At 66.4% G+C, this 14,473-nt stretch carries 10 protein-coding genes; 7 read left to right on the top strand and 3 right to left on the bottom strand.

Going from position 1 to position 14,473, the window contains the following annotated elements; translation table 11 throughout:
• Positions 1–260: 260 nt before the first annotated feature.
• Positions 261–2,777: a putative bifunctional diguanylate cyclase/phosphodiesterase gene (locus BRAO375_RS32105; protein ID WP_009031597.1), complete on the top strand. Its 2,517-nt coding sequence runs from the start codon at positions 261–263 to the stop codon at positions 2,775–2,777.
• A 185-nt stretch (positions 2,778–2,962) separates the two neighbouring features.
• Here the strand turns inward: BRAO375_RS32105 and BRAO375_RS32100 are convergent, their stop codons facing one another.
• Positions 2,963–3,526 carry a nitroreductase family protein gene (locus BRAO375_RS32100; RefSeq protein ID WP_009031596.1) on the bottom strand — a complete coding sequence of 188 codons (564 nt, stop codon included), beginning with the start codon at positions 3,524–3,526 and terminating at the stop codon, positions 2,963–2,965.
• Between the two features lie 294 nt (positions 3,527–3,820).
• Between BRAO375_RS32100 and BRAO375_RS32095 the strand changes: the two genes are divergently transcribed.
• Complete coding sequence (locus tag BRAO375_RS32095; protein WP_009031595.1) at positions 3,821–4,738, top strand: hypothetical protein; 918 nt, start codon at positions 3,821–3,823, stop codon at positions 4,736–4,738.
• Positions 4,739–4,862: 124 nt separating this feature from the next.
• On the opposite strand, the gene thrS is transcribed toward BRAO375_RS32095, so the two are convergent.
• Positions 4,863–6,929 carry a threonine--tRNA ligase gene (thrS, locus tag BRAO375_RS32090; RefSeq protein WP_009031594.1) on the bottom strand — a complete coding sequence of 689 codons (2,067 nt, stop codon included), beginning with the start codon at positions 6,927–6,929 and terminating at the stop codon, positions 4,863–4,865.
• Positions 6,930–7,127: 198 nt separating this feature from the next.
• On the opposite strand from thrS, the gene BRAO375_RS32085 reads away from it, so the two are divergent.
• From BRAO375_RS32085 to BRAO375_RS32075, 3 genes are all read left to right on the top strand, one after another.
• Entirely contained in the window at positions 7,128–8,615 is a 1,488-nt protein-coding gene (locus tag BRAO375_RS32085) for a COG3904 family protein (RefSeq protein ID WP_244423390.1), read from the top strand.
• A gap of 79 nt (positions 8,616–8,694) precedes the next feature.
• The gene (locus BRAO375_RS32080) at positions 8,695–9,885 is read left to right on the top strand and encodes an MFS transporter (RefSeq protein ID WP_009031591.1); all 1,191 of its coding nucleotides are present in this window, start codon (positions 8,695–8,697) and stop codon (positions 9,883–9,885) included.
• A gap of 160 nt (positions 9,886–10,045) precedes the next feature.
• Positions 10,046–10,408 carry a hypothetical protein gene (locus BRAO375_RS32075; protein ID WP_009031590.1) on the top strand — a complete coding sequence of 121 codons (363 nt, stop codon included), beginning with the start codon at positions 10,046–10,048 and terminating at the stop codon, positions 10,406–10,408.
• Positions 10,409–10,435: 27 nt separating this feature from the next.
• Here the strand turns inward: BRAO375_RS32075 and BRAO375_RS32070 are convergent, their stop codons facing one another.
• Positions 10,436–11,695 carry an alpha/beta hydrolase gene (locus BRAO375_RS32070; RefSeq protein ID WP_502688996.1) on the bottom strand — a complete coding sequence of 420 codons (1,260 nt, stop codon included), beginning with the start codon at positions 11,693–11,695 and terminating at the stop codon, positions 10,436–10,438.
• Between the two features lie 323 nt (positions 11,696–12,018).
• Here BRAO375_RS32070 and BRAO375_RS32065 point away from each other — a divergent pair, with 323 nt between their 5' ends.
• Together BRAO375_RS32065 and BRAO375_RS32060 are read left to right on the top strand one after the other, a co-directional pair.
• Positions 12,019–13,392 (top strand): APC family permease, encoded by a 1,374-nt coding sequence (locus BRAO375_RS32065; RefSeq protein ID WP_009031588.1) that lies wholly within the window; start codon positions 12,019–12,021, stop codon positions 13,390–13,392.
• A 3-nt stretch (positions 13,393–13,395) separates the two neighbouring features.
• Positions 13,396–14,473: hypothetical protein (locus BRAO375_RS32060; protein ID WP_035643283.1), on the top strand; the 1,078-nt coding region annotated here is incomplete at its 3' end.

Genomic DNA, 14,473 nt, shown 5'->3' with positions numbered 1-14,473 from the left:
TCCTCCCTGCGCCCTCACATGATCGAGGGCAGCACGATGCATCACTCGGGCCGATGTCTCGCCGCGAGATCGCACCGTCACGTCTGGTTGCCGCAACTAACTGCAGCGAGCTCAGGATGTCCTGCGTCTCCGGTCGGAGGCGCGACGCGGCTGTCATAGTCTCTAATGCGCGATAACCATGGAACGACTTCGAACTGTCATATTCGCTGCATGCGTTGCACGGCCAATCTGGATTCACAGCCCGTTAAAAACAAATCTGCATGGGATACCGCTACGAGCAGCTGGCGATTGAGTACGATGCGATGAGTGCCGCGAAGAAGAAGACGTCCGCGACGGTCAGCAATGATCTGTTCGAGGACATTCCGGTGCTCAAGCGCAAATGGCACGCGGCATTGAAGCCCGGCCAGAGCATGCCCCGCTATGAAGACGTGATGCTCGGAAGCCTCGGCCGCCTCGCCGACCACGTCGCGCTGCTGCGCGAGGAGGACGAACGGCTCGAGATCACCCGCAGCGGTCGCTATGTCCAGCAATGGCTGCAGAACGACGGCTGGGACATTCCCGTCGAATCCGTCTCGCCAGATTGTGCGACCGTGCTGACCGAAGCCGCGATCTGCGCGGTGACGAGCTGCCAGCCGCATCTGTCGACGGCGTATTGCGTGCGCGACGGCATGGTGCGCACCTACGACGTGCTGGCGCTGCCGACCACCTCGCGCTGGGGCAGGACGCTGGTCGGCACCTACATCAACGAGCGCGCTGGGCAGTACAATCTGCTCGATTCGATCTTCTCCACCACCGAGGACGGCGTCGTCTCGCTCGCCGCCATTCGCGACAGCGAAGGCGTGCCCTGCGATTTCCAGGTGGTCCATCATAATCGATCTGCTGCGAGCCAGCTCCAGCTTTCGGCCGAGGAGCTGCAATGGCGGCGGCTGCGGCAGGGCGGCACCATGCTCGGCACGCCCGACGTGCTGGCGCGCCTGTTCGCCGTGGTGACGCAGAGCGGTCGCGATCAGTTCGAGCTTGATTGCGAGGATCGCAGCCTGCGCCTCGGCGTGCATGCGTTCGGCGACATCGTCTCGCTCACGATCTCCGACGTCACGGCGCTGAAGCGCCGCGAGGCGTCGTTCCGGCTGCTGTTCGACGCCAACCCGTTGCCGATGGGCATCTTCGACAGCGCAACCGGTCGCATCCTCAAGATCAACGCCGCGGCCGCGGAGCATTACGGCTACGATCGCGACTGTCTGCTGCAGATGACGATCTGGGATCTCTGGCCCGAGAGCGATACGGCCAATCTCGACGAGGCGATGGCGCGACTGACGGCGCGCGACGATTTCCATCGCGAATGGCAGCACTACAAGGCGGATGGCTCGCTGATCGACGTGCTGGCCTATGGCCGCCGGATCCGCCACGACGGACGCGACGGCTTTCTGGTCGCGATCGTCGACATCACCGAGCGCCGCAAGGTCGAGGCTCGCATCGCGCACATGGCGCATCATGACGGCCTCACCAATCTGCCCAATCGCGAACTGTATCAGGAGCGCCTCAGGCACGCGCTGCAGCCCGGCGGGGCCGGCAGCCGATCGATGGCCGTGCTGTGCGTCGATCTCGATCTGTTCAAGAACGTCAACGACTCGCTCGGTCATCCGATGGGCGACCGTCTGCTGCAGGCAGTGGCCGACCGGCTCAGGGAGCAGGTGCAGGGCGGCAATTTGGCGGCGCGGCTCGGTGGCGACGAATTCGCCGTCATCCTGGCCGATGTGGCGTCGCTCAACGACGCCAGCGATTTCGCGGCTAGGCTGATCCAGGCCCTGAGCGCGCCCTATGAGATCGACGGCCAGGAGCTCGTGATCGGCGCGTCGATCGGCATTGCGCTCGCGCCGTCAGACGGCTCGACCAGCGAGGAGCTGATGAGGAATGCCGACATGGCGCTCTACCGCGCCAAGGAGGAGGGCGGTGGCGTGCTCCGCTTCTTCGAGAAGGATATGGATCTGCAGGCGCAGAAGCGCCGCGACATGGAGCACGATCTGCGTCACGCCTTTGCGCAGGGCGAGTTCGAGCTGCACTACCAGCCGCTGGTCGACGTCGCCACCAGCACCATCTCCGGCTTCGAATGCCTGCTGCGCTGGCGCCATCGTGAGAAGGGCATGATCTCGCCGGCGGAGTTCATTCCGGTCGCCGAGGACATCGGCCTGATCGTGCCGCTCGGCGAATGGGTGCTGCGCGAGGCCTGCCGCGAAGCCACCCGCTGGCCCGATGACATCAAGGTTGCGGTGAATCTCTCGCCGGTGCAGTTCCGCAGCCGCAACCTGGTGCAGGTGGTGGTGCAGGCGCTGGCGCAGTCGGCGCTGCAGCCGGAGCGGCTCGAGCTCGAGATCACCGAGTCGATTCTGCTGGCCGAGACCGAGGCCAATCTCGCGATCCTGCATCAGCTGCGCGGGCTCGGCATCCGTATCTCGATGGATGATTTCGGCACCGGCTATTCCAGCCTCAGCTATCTCCGCAGCTTCCCGTTCGACAAGATCAAGATCGACCGCTCCTTCGTGAAGGATCTCGCGCACCGCTCCGACTGCCTCGCCATCGTCCGCGCCATCTCCGGCCTGGGCAAGAGCCTCAACATCACGACCACGGCCGAAGGCGTTGAGACCTCCGATCAGCTCGACTGGCTGCGCGCTGAAGGCTGCAATCAGGTCCAGGGCTTCCTGTTCAGCGCCGCGCGACCGGCCTCGGAGATCGCCGGCCTGCTGGCCCGGTTCGGCGCGAGAGCGTCGAAGGCGGCGTGATGGATGATGATCGTCACACCCACAAATGTCGTGCCGGACAAGCGTGCCGCAGGCACGCGCCGATCCGGGACCCATAGCCACAGGGCGATGGGGTGAAGGGCCGTGCCGACCCAGAGTCTGCTACCCCAGCCGCCGGTGGTTATGGGTTCCGGCGTTCGCCCGGACGACGGCGGACGTTGCCGCGCTCAGAACCTCGTCACGATGTCCGCGAGCGCAGGGCGCGGGCGGTCCTCGCTGGGCCTGGTCGGCCTGCCGATGTGAATGAGCCCGGCGAGCTTCTCCTCCGGCTTCAGCCCGAAGCCGTCCATCACGTCGCGGTCGAACATGAACCAGCCGGACAGCCAGCAGCCGCCGTAGCCGAGCGCGGTGGCGGCGGTGAGGATGTTCATGGCGCTGGCGCCGGCCGAGAGCTCCTGCTCATAGGCCGGCACCTTGGGATGCAGCCTGGTGAAGCTGACGAGGCCAATCACCAGCGGCGCTTCCATGAAGCGGTTCTTCTCCACCTCGAGCTCGGCAGCGGTCGCCTGCGGATGCGTCTTGGCGAACACGGACGCGATCACCTCGCCGGCGCGGCGGCGGCCGTCGCCCTCGAACACGATGAAGCGCCAGGGCGCGAGCTTGCCGTGATCGGGCACGCGGGCGCCGATGGTCAGGATGGTGTCGATCTCGGCGGGCGAGGGGCCGGGGCCGCTCATCTCGCGCGGCTTGACGGAGCGGCGGGTCTTCAGCAGTTCAAGGGCGTCGGGCACGTCGGGGCATCTCGTTCGTTGCACGTCGGACAGATAGCATGCGGGTCGGTTCGCAACGAGGCCGGGCCAGCGGGTTTTGATCGCTTCTACCGGAGGCCACCCGTCCGGCGAGGCTGCAGCCCTGGCTTGCTCCGGCAACTGATTTCGCGCGATGGAGCGTGCGACAGGGGGTCGGAACTGCGGCTTTCTGTCCGGATCTGCGATCTGGCCAACGAATTGTCGAACCTCGCGCGGGCCGGTAAAAACATAACGCTGAGAGATCCTCAGGGGGCTGCTTCAATTGCCAGATCCGACATGCCGACGACCGGAATGATGCCGTCAGCTGACACCGTCATGCGGTTGCGCCGGCAGCCCGGCTTTGCCGATGCGATGCGGGCCTCGACCGCCGCGGCCGTCCGGCTGTATCGCGGCGATCGTATTCTCAATGCACTGCTGAGCGACCGGGCGCGGGCGTTGTTCCCGCACGTCGCGCTGTATCTGCATTTCGTGGAGGACCGAGACGGCGAGCTTGGTCTCACCGTCGGCGCCATGAAGGAGATGTGCGTCAGGCTCGGCCTGTGCAGCGGCGGCCGCTGCGAGGCGATGCTGGCGCTGATGCGCGCCGCCGGCCTGGTGGCCGCGGCGCCACATCTCGACCGTCGGCGGCGGCCGCTGGTGCCGACCGACAAGCTCATTGCCCTGCATCGCGATCGCTGGGGCGTGCAGTTCGATGCGATGAGCGCGGTCATCCCGGCCGCGGTGGCCTATCGCGCGGCGTTGAACGAGACGGCGTTCGTGAGGACCTTCGTGCTCGAGCTCGGCCGCCGCTTCATCGCCGGTCTGCGCGTGCTTGACGGCGCGCCGGAGCTGGAGCCGTTTGCCGAGCGCACCGCCGGCATGGTCATTCTGTTCAGCCTGGCCCATGGCGGCGGAGCGGAGGAGCCGTTCCCGCCGGAGCGGCCCGTGCCGCTGTCCATCAATGGCCTCGCGACGCGCTTCTCGGTGTCGCGCAAGCACGTGCTGTCATTGATCCGCGAGGCCGAGGACAAGGGCCTTCTGGCCCGCGGCGGCGCCGGCAACGACACCGTCATCATCCTGCCGAGGGGACGCGAAGCGATCGAGCAGATGCTGGCGACGATGTTTCTCTACATGGCCGATTGCGCCGACGTGGCGCTGCAGGCGGCGGGCAGGGGAGGGATAACCACGAATGCGGTGGCCAGCCTGTCGGCATAGCCGCGCAGCCTGGATGAGCGCCCGCCGGAGCCCGTTAGGGCTGCGGCGGGAGCGACATCCGGGATCTCACGCACAGATGCGGTGAACCCGCATGTCGCTGCGCTCGTGCGGGCACCAAACGACTTCAAGCCGCCTCGCGCTGACGGCGCCGCACGTCCGGCGGCGTCGCCTCGTCGACCAGCGCCGCGATCGCGTCCGCCGTCGGCATCACGGTCTGGCCCTCGCGGCCAAGGCGGCGGACGGACACCGAATGCGTCTCGGCCTCCTTCTTGCCGACGACGAGCAGCGCCGGGATCTTCTGCAGCGAGTGCTCGCGGACCTTGTAGTTGATCTTCTCGTTGCGAAGATCGATCTCGGCCCGCAAGCCCGCCCGGCGCAGCGCCGCCAGCACCTGCTTGGCGTATTCGTCGCCTTCGGAGGTGATGGTGGTGACGACGACCTGGGTCGGCGCCAGCCACAGCGGGAAGCTGCCGGCATAGTGCTCGATCAGGATGCCGATGTAGCGCTCCATCGAGCCGCAGATCGCGCGATGCACCATCACCGGCGCCTTCTTGGCGCCGTCGGCGTCGATGTAGAACGCACCGAACCGCTCCGGCAGGTTGAAGTCGACCTGCGTGGTGCCGCACTGCCAGTCGCGGCCGATGGCGTCGCGCAGCACGTATTCGAACTTCGGCCCATAGAACGCGCCTTCGCCCGGATTGATCTCGGTGCGGATGTTGTTCCGCTGCGCCTTGATCTCGTTCAGCACGGTCGCCATCACGCGCTCGGCGTGATCCCACATCTCGTCGGTGCCGACGCGCTTCTCCGGCCGGGTCGACAGCTTCACCGTCAGCTCGCCCTCGAAGCCGAAGTCGGAGTAGGTCGACAGGATCAGATCGTTGATCTTGAGACACTCCTCGGCGAGCTGATCTTCCGTGCAGAAGATGTGCGCGTCGTCCTGGGTGAAGCCGCGCACGCGCATCAGGCCGTGCATGGCGCCGGAGGCCTCGTAGCGATGCACGACGCCGAACTCGGCGAGCCGCAGCGGCAGGTCGCGGTAGCTCTTCAGGCCATGCTTGAAGATCTGCACGTGGCCCGGGCAGTTCATCGGCTTGAGCGCGAACCAGCGCTTGTCCTCGGCCTCGTCGCCGGCGGACTGCGCCGCGAACATGTTCTCGCGGTACCAGTTCCAGTGGCCCGAGGTCTCCCACAGCGACTTGTCGAGGATCTGCGGCGCATTCACCTCGTCATAGTCGCCGGCGAGACGCCGCCGCATATAGGCGATCAGCGCCTGGAAGATGCTCCAGCCCTTCGGGTGCCAGAACACGACGCCGGGGCCTTCCTCCTGGAAATGGAACAAATCGAGCTCGCGGCCGAGCTTGCGGTGGTCGCGCTTCTCGGCCTCCTCGATCTGCTTCAGATACGCGTCGAGCTGCTCCTGCTTGGCGAAGGCCGTGCCGTAGATGCGGGTCAGCATCGGATTGTTGGAATCGCCGCGCCAATACGCGCCCGCCACCTTCATCAGCTTGAAGGCGTTGCCGATCTTGCCTGTCGAGGTCATGTGCGGGCCGCGGCACAGGTCGAACCAGTCGCCCTGGTAGTAGATCTTGATCGGCTCGTTGCCGGGAATGGCATCGACCAGCTCGACCTTGAACGCCTCGCCCTTGTCGCGGAACACCTGCTTGGTCTTCTCGCGATCCCACACCTCCTTGGTGAAGGGTTTGTCGCGGCCGATGATCTCGCGCATCTTCTTCTCGATCGCCGCGAAGTCTTCGGGCGTGAACGGCTCGTTGCGGAAGAAGTCGTAGTAGAAGCCGTTCTCGATGACGGGACCGATGGTGACCTGGGTGCCCGGCCACAAGGCCTGCACGGCTTCCGCGAGCACGTGCGCGCAATCATGCCGGATCAGTTCCAGCGCGCGCGGATCGTCGCGGTCGACGAGCTCGAGCTTCGCATCCTCATGGATTGGATCGTTGAGGTCGACGAGATCGCCGTTCAGCGCCATCGCGACCGTGCGCTTGGCGAGCGAGGGCGAGATGCCCTTGGCGATGTCGAAGCCGGTGGTGCCCCTGGGATATTCGCGCTTGGCGCCGTCGGGGAAGCTGATGGTGATCTTCTCGACCGGAGCGGCGGGCTTCAGGTTGCTGAGGCTGTACTGGAAGCCGGGCTTGGACTGGTCGGATTTCGGGTCGGGGGATTTCGAGTCAGGCATTGTCTCTCTCCGTTAGCTCACTCCTGCGAACGAGCGCAGGTAAGCGGGAGCAAGGGGTATAGCAGGGGATTTCCAGGCTGCAACCAGGGGGCAGGCGGGAAAACCGGTCGATTGCGGTGGCCTGTTGCGGTGCGGACATTGTCGCCGCGTGCCGGTATGATACAACTTCAAGTGTTTGGGGCGTGGGGGCGCGTGGCGATGGTGTCTGTTGGGGAGACGCCACATTGGTTTTCGATCCGGCGTGGCGGCGGACAGATCGCCGCCGCCTTGCTTACGGCTGTGCTGACGGGCTCGGCGTCGTTCGCGGCGGTGCCGCCGACGACCACGCCGGCGATGAGCAAGCCGCCGACGGGTAAGCCACTGATGGGCAAGCCGGTGATGAGCAAGCCGGCAATCTCGGCCAGACCGGCCTCGCCGCCAAAGCCCGCCGTGCAGGCGAGGCCGGCCGTACCGGCCAAGCCGGCGGCAGACGCCAAGCCGGCGAAGAAGCCCGCAGCTTCACCGCGGATCGCCGACCACTCGGCGCCGATCGCGTTTGCCCTCATCAAAGGGGGCCCCGATTCCTGCGGTCCGGGCTGCGACAGCTGGATCGCGGCGGAAGGCAAGATCGATGGCAGCGCGGCGGCGCGGCTGCGCAAGTTCATGAAGCAGATCGGCGAGCGCAAGCTGCCGATCTATTTCAATTCGCCCGGCGGCAATGTCGAGCAGGCGCTCGCGATCGGCAACTGGCTGCGCGAGAAGAGGGCCTCCGTCCGGGTCGGACGCACCACCGTGCGCGAGTGCGGCTTCGAGCCCCAGGAGGGCGACGTTTGCACCAAGCTGAAGCTGTCCGGCCGCGAGCTGCACGGCGAAGTCTGGACCCGCGGGGCGATGTGCAATTCGGCCTGTCCCTACATCCTTCTCGGCGCGCCCAGCCGCGAGCTGGCGCCGGACGTGACGCTCGCGGTGCATTCGCCGCGCGTCATCCTGAACTTCACCGGCGGGGTGCCGACGCACGAAATGCGGGTGCAGGCGCTGCAGCGGGCGATGGAGCGGGCCGACAAGATGGTGCTCGACTATATCAACAAGCTCGGCGCGGATCCGGGCCTGCTGGCGGCGGCGCGGTCGGTGCCGTTCGAGAGCATGCGCATCCTGACCCGCGAGGAGATTGCGCGTTTTGCGCTCGACAGACGTGAGCGGATCGACAGCCCCTGGATGTTCGAAGCCTCCAGCCGCGGCATCGCCTACAAGATCATCGTGTCGCGCAGCGGGGGCGAATCCACTTTCCGCACCACGCGGTTCCAGCTGGTCTGCTTCGATCAGGACCGATTCGAGCTCGATGTCGAGCGCAATGCCGGACCGGCGCTGGGCGCCGGAATTCTCTCGCTCGCGAGCGGCGATCTCAGGCTCAATTTCCTCTCGCCGCCGCGCCGCTCCGGCGACCGCGAGACTTGGGGCGTGTTCCTCAACGGCAGCCAGATGAAGACGCTGGCGTCATCCGCCGCTGTCGAGCTGAGCGACACGTCCTTCAGCGGCGCGCGTCCGGGCGCGGCGGCCTTCGCGGTCGGGAGCGACGGCCTGCAGAACGTGGTGAAGAAGCTGACGGACAGCTGTCCGCCGTCAAAGGCCGTGGTCTACCCGCCCGGGACGCCGGTCCCCTGGATGCAGACTCCGGCGCCGCAGGCGTCCGCGCAGCCGGTGCGCTGACGAGAGGCAGGAGAGGATGTCATGTGCGGCATGAGCAATTTTCATGCAGATGCATGAAAATCTCTGCTATTGAACGGCCATGACATCCGCTGCAGTGACCGACGTTCAAACCCCGCCGCGCTTCGCGCCGACCGCGCTGATGCTCGGCAACATCGTCACCGGCTGCTCAGTGCTGGCGCCCGCCGGCCTGCTGCCCGAGCTTGCCGCCGGCCTCTCCATCGAGGTTCACACCGCCGGGTTGCTGATCACCTTCGGCGCCGTCGTGCTGTGCATCTGCTCGCCGCTGACGGCTTGGCTGACCGGCCGTTTCGACCGCCGTGTCCTGCTGGCATTTACGTTGCTGGTGCTGACGCTGGGTAACCTCGCCTCGGCATTCGCGCCCAGCTATGCCAGCCTGCTCGCCATCCGCCTGGTCCTGCTCGCCGTCGGCGCGCTGTACACACCGCAGGCGGCGGGCACCGCGGCTCTGATCAGTTCGGTGGAGAAGCGCGGCAGCACCATAGCCTATGTGTTCCTCGGCTGGTCGCTGGCCGCCGCCGTCGGCCTGCCGCTGATCACCTTCGTCGGCAGCCATTCGGGCTGGCGCGCGGCCTATCTCGCGGTCGGCGCCGCCGGCGCGGTCAGCCTGCTGCTGCTGGCGTGGCGGCTGCCATCGGGCCTCAAGGGCGCACCGGTCGAGCTGAAGACCTGGCACGAGCTCGGCCGCAATCGCATGGTGGTGCTGCTGCTCCTGGTCACGACCCTGCAGATGTCGGGGCAGTTCGTGATCTTCACCTTCATGGGGCCGCTGCTGAAGACGCTGACCGGCGCCGAACCCAACGCGGTCGGCTTGGTGTTCGCGATCTACGGGGTCTGCGGCTTCATCGGCGTCGTCATCGCCACCCGCATCGTTGACGGCTGGGGGCCGTATCGCACCTCGCTGCTGTTCACCTGCCTGCTGTTCGCGGGCATCGCGCTCTGGACCGTCAGTGCCGGCACCTATGCGGCCATGGCAGTGGCGGTCGCGATCTGGGGATTGGGATTTGCATCCACCAATTCGATGCAGCAGGTCCGCCTCGTGGCCGCTGCGCCGCCGCTGGCGTCGGCTTCGGTGTCGCTCAACACCTCGGTGCTCTATATCGGCCAGGCGATCGGTTCCGCGGTCGGTGGCAGCCTGTTTGCCCGCGGCGCCCTTGATGCCACCGGGTATGTCGCCATGGCGTTGGTGATGCTCGCGCTGCTCGCGATTCTGGCGAGTCGGCCGCGGGCGCCGGTTGCGGCGCTCGCCTGAGGTCCACCGCAAAACAGCGGCTTGGCGCTTGGCAAAACCGGTCGGACCGGATTAAAGCCGCTGGGGTGGGAGGCTGGAGGGCGGAGATCGCGCCGATCGCAGGCGCCGGTCTCGGCTGGGCGAAGCGCCCGGGCCCGCGGCCGGATGAGAGAGACATGGCATGAAAAAGACGATGTTGAGCCTTGCCGCAGCGCTGTTCTGCACCTCGGCCCTGGCCCAGAGCGGCGCCCCGATGGTCGGCGACCGCCCGCTGGTGCAGGTCAAGCCGAAAGGAACGAAGACCGCAGCTGCCGCGCCGGCCAAGCCGCAGCCCTTGGCTGTGAAGCTGCAGGCCTGCCTGGAGATCGAGGACGGCACCAAGGAGCGGCTGGACTGCTACGACGCCGTGATTCCTCCGGCCGCCAAGCCGAAGGCAATGAAGGCGAAGGCGGTCGCCGACTGCAAGTTCACCAAGGAGCAGGACGAGCGGCTGGCCTGCTTCAACGGCTTCGTCGAGAACATGCCGAAGCTGCCTAAAAGCTGATCGAGTGCTGATGACGAACTGACGGCTTCAGCGGCTCGACGAGGCGGACGCCCCGGCCGCGATCCGGATCGGCGGCTGGGCGGCCGCCATCTTCGTCAGCACGTCCCTGATGGGGTGGCGGGTCCAGGCCTGCGTGACGTAATCCCGATGCGTGATGCCCTCGTCTGTCTCGACGAACACCACGCTGCCGGGCCGCAACGTCCGGTCCATGTCCTCGGTCACCTCGATGCCGCGGTTGCGCAACATCGCCATCAGCTCCTGATCGTGGCGCGCGGTGTAGCGCGTGTAGGAGCTGATGAAGAAGCCGGAGCGGTTGCGCTCGATCCAGTTGGCGAACTTGTCGAGCTGGCCATAGACCGCGTCGAGTAGCACCACGCCGCGCACGCGCTCGCTGATGCCGCCGACCTCGAGGCTCCATGCCGTCGGCAGGAAGCCGCCGCTGTAGCCGACGATCACGATTGGCATGCCGGCGAAGGTCTTGGCGCTCGCGGGATCGCCGGACAGGCGGGCCAGATTGACGGCGGCCTCATCCATGAAGCGCTTGAAGCCGCCGGGCTGCCAGAATTTACCCGCGCTCGAATCCGCGGCATCGACCGCCATCTGCGGCGCCAGCAGCACGGCGTTGACCCCCGAGCCGGTGATCTGCTGCGGCACCAGCTGCCGGTCGCGCACGTCGCGCTCCAGCGTGGCGCCGTTGCCGTGGAAGAAGACCACGATCACGCCTGGCTTGCGCACGTCGAACTGCTCGGGGACGTGCACCAGCACGCGGCTGTCATTGTAGGTCTGGTCCTGCCAGTAGACCCGGCCCGAGAAGCTGCGATGGCCGCGGCGCTCACCGCTGCTGACATTGAGGAATGGTGCGTCGGACGCGGGATTGTTGCCGAAATAGGGGAATGCCGACGACTTCATGCTGACGAGAGTCGTCAGATCCTCCCGCGGCCGTCGCGCCGGCGCTTGCGGCTCCAGCGCTGCGACCTGATAGGGCGGCGGCTTCGGCGCAAAATCGGCAGGCGTGTGCAGCTTGAAGCTGTCCTGCGCTGATGGGAAGCGGTCGCTGAACTCCGGCGCCGGAAACCGCTCGTCGAAGGTCAGCTGCTGGGTCGGCGCGGCATTGGCGGCGAGCGCGGCCGGATCGGGCGCCTGGCCGCAATGCGCCAATGACAATGCGAGAGCCGTCGCGGCGATGCCATGAGTCACGATACGATAGGTCGCGTGTCGACGCCCGCGCGAGCGAGGCCTTTTGCTCACGCGATGACACCATGACGATCTCGGACCAGTCCCGATCATGCGTCTCCAAAACCGGTCGGGGCCTCCAGAGGCCCGCCACAGCTATCGGTTTCAATCAAACTGCGCCGCCGACCTTGAGGTCGCGTTAAGGGTGATGGCCCGGTCGAGCCCGGCGCAGCCGGAAGGACACACCACGTCATCGTGTCGCGATTGTGGGACCCAGCCTCGACCGATGCAACGTGCAGGCGGCAAATCGCGGGAAATAGGTTTCATATTACCGTAATATTCGGCCATATTTAGCACGCGTTAACTATGATTGAATGGTCTTGCCGGACCATCAGCCTGAAACTTGAGGGAAGGGGCGTCACGCGCCCGTCGACGACATGGCTGCAGCCGAGGCGGACGACACCAGTTGGGCAGGCCGGTCAGGCCGCGCGGCGATCCCGTCCGTGTCATTGCCGGTCGCCATTGCCATCGTAATCGCCGACATGATCGGGGTCGGCGTGTTCACCAGCCTCGGCTTCCAGGTCAAGGATCTCCCATCGGGCTTTGCCATCCTGCTGTTGTGGGCCGTTGGCGGTCTCGTCTCGATCTGCGGGGCGCTGTCCTATGCGGAGCTCGGCACGATGTTTCCGCGCTCGAGCGGCGAGTACAATTTCCTGACGCGGGCGTTTCATCCCGCGGTCGGCTTCATGGCGGGCTGGGTGTCAGCGACCGTCGGCTTCGCCGCCCCTGTGGCGCTGGCGGCGATGGCGTTCGGTGAATACGGCCGTGCGGTTCTGCCGGGTGTTCCGCCCATGGTGCTCGCCGTCGGCGCCGTCTGGGTCGTGACGGTGGTGCAACTCGGCGGAATCCGGCAATCGAGCCGTTTCCAGCTGCTGTCGACGGTGCTGAAGCTCGGCCTGATCGTCGCCTTCCTGGTCGCCGGCGCGATCATTGCGGATCCGCAACCGGTCCGGTTTGCGCCCGCCGTGGCCGACGTCGGCTATGTCACCAGCGCGGCCTTCGCGACCGGCCTGGTGTTCGTGATGTATGCGTTCTCGGGCTGGAACGCGGCAACCTACATCATCGGCGAACTGCACACGCCTGAGCGCACCTTGCCTCGCGCGCTGCTCGCAGGCACGCTCGTTGTGCTCGTGCTCTACGTGGCGCTGAATGCGGTTTTCCTCCGGGCGGCGCCAATGGGCGAACTCACCGGGCAGCTGCAGGTGGCCAGCATCGCCGGCGCGCACATCTTCGGAGAGACCGGTGGACGCTTCGTGGCGGCGATGATCTGCATCGGACTGGTTCCGTCGATTGCCGCGATGATGTGGATCGGTCCGCGCGTGCTGATGACGATGGGCGAGGACATTCCGGCGCTCGCAGTGTTCGCCCGCCGGTCGCGCAACGGCGCTCCCACCTACGCGGTGCTGTTCCAGTTGGGGGTCTCGACCCTGATGCTGTTCACGGAGAGCTTCGAGGCGGTGCTCGACGTGGTCCAGTTCTCGCTGTTGTCCTGCTCGTTCCTGACCGTGCTCGGCCTGTTCCGGCTCCGCATCACAAGCCCCGATCTGCCGCGGCCGTATCGCGCCTGGGGCTATCCGGTGACGCCCTTGATCTTCCTCAGCGTCACCGGGTTCATGATGTACTACCTGGTCGCTGCACGGCCCTGGCAGGCCGGACTCGGTGCCGTGGCCATGGTGTCGGGATTGCTGATCTATTGGTTTGCCCACGCGCGGTCGCGCACCGTCGTGGCAGCGATGCCGGGACCGGATTGAATCATGTTGCTGTTGTCGAGACTGTGCCTTGCCGTAGCGTGCCTCGTCGTCGCGATGAGCTGTGACCTCCGCGCTCAGACCATCACGCCCGACGACACCGCGCGCGTGCTGGCGGGCCTGGCGCCGCAGGCGGGCTCGCCGCTGGCGCCGCTGATCCAGGATCCCGCGTGGCGGCGGCACGCGGCGTTCTTCGACAACGCGTTCAATCAGCTCGAGCAGCGACAGTTGTCGAAGATCAGGGCGTGGACGGACGCCAACCTCGCAGCGCCGCGCCCCACGATGTTCTATTTCTTCTCGGGGCCGGACTTTCTCTATGCGGACGCCTTCTACCCGAAAGCCTCGACCTATGTGATGGCGGCACTCGAGCCGACGGGACCTATCCCGGATCTCACCCGGCTGCCACGCGGCAGCATCGGGCCCGAGCTGTCCTATGTCGCGCGCTCCCTGCAGTCGATCCTCAGCTTCTCGTTCTTCATCACCAAGGACATGAAGACCGATCTGCGCGAAGGCGAGATCGAGGGGACGCTGCCGATCCTCTACGTGTTTCTGGCGCGAACCGGCAAGACGATCCGCGCGGCGAGCCTGGTCTGGCTGGATGAGAGCGGCGCGGTGCACGAGGCCACCGAACCGGCGGGCCGCAACGCGACCAAGGGAGCCCGCATCGTCTTCGCCGGCGCCGACGGCGTCGAGAAGACGCTATACTATTTTTCGACCGACCTGTCCGACTCCGGCGTGAAGGCGAGCGGCTTCCTGAAATTCTGCGAGCCGCTGGCCCCAGGCAACAGCCTGCTGAAGAGCGCCTCCTATCTGCTGCATATGGGCAGCTTCTCCCAGGTGCGGAGCTGGCTGCTCAGAAACAGCGCGACCATCATCCAGGATGACTCCGGCATTCCACTGGCGAGCTACGATGCGCGCGCGTGGCGCTTCTTCCCGTTCGGGCGCTATGCCGGCCCGATCGACAAGTTTCCGGACATGTACCAGCCGAGCTATGCCAGGCTCTTCGAGCGTGCGCAGCCGCTCGACTTCGGCATCGGCTATCGCTGGCGCACGCGCGAGTCCAACGTGCTGCTGTCGGTGAGGG

The organism is Bradyrhizobium sp. ORS 375 (assembly GCF_000239775.1).
GTDB lineage: Bacteria > Pseudomonadota > Alphaproteobacteria > Rhizobiales > Xanthobacteraceae > Bradyrhizobium.
The sequence above is the reverse complement of the archived record's forward strand: the minus strand, read 5'-3'. Positions and strand labels throughout refer to the sequence as shown.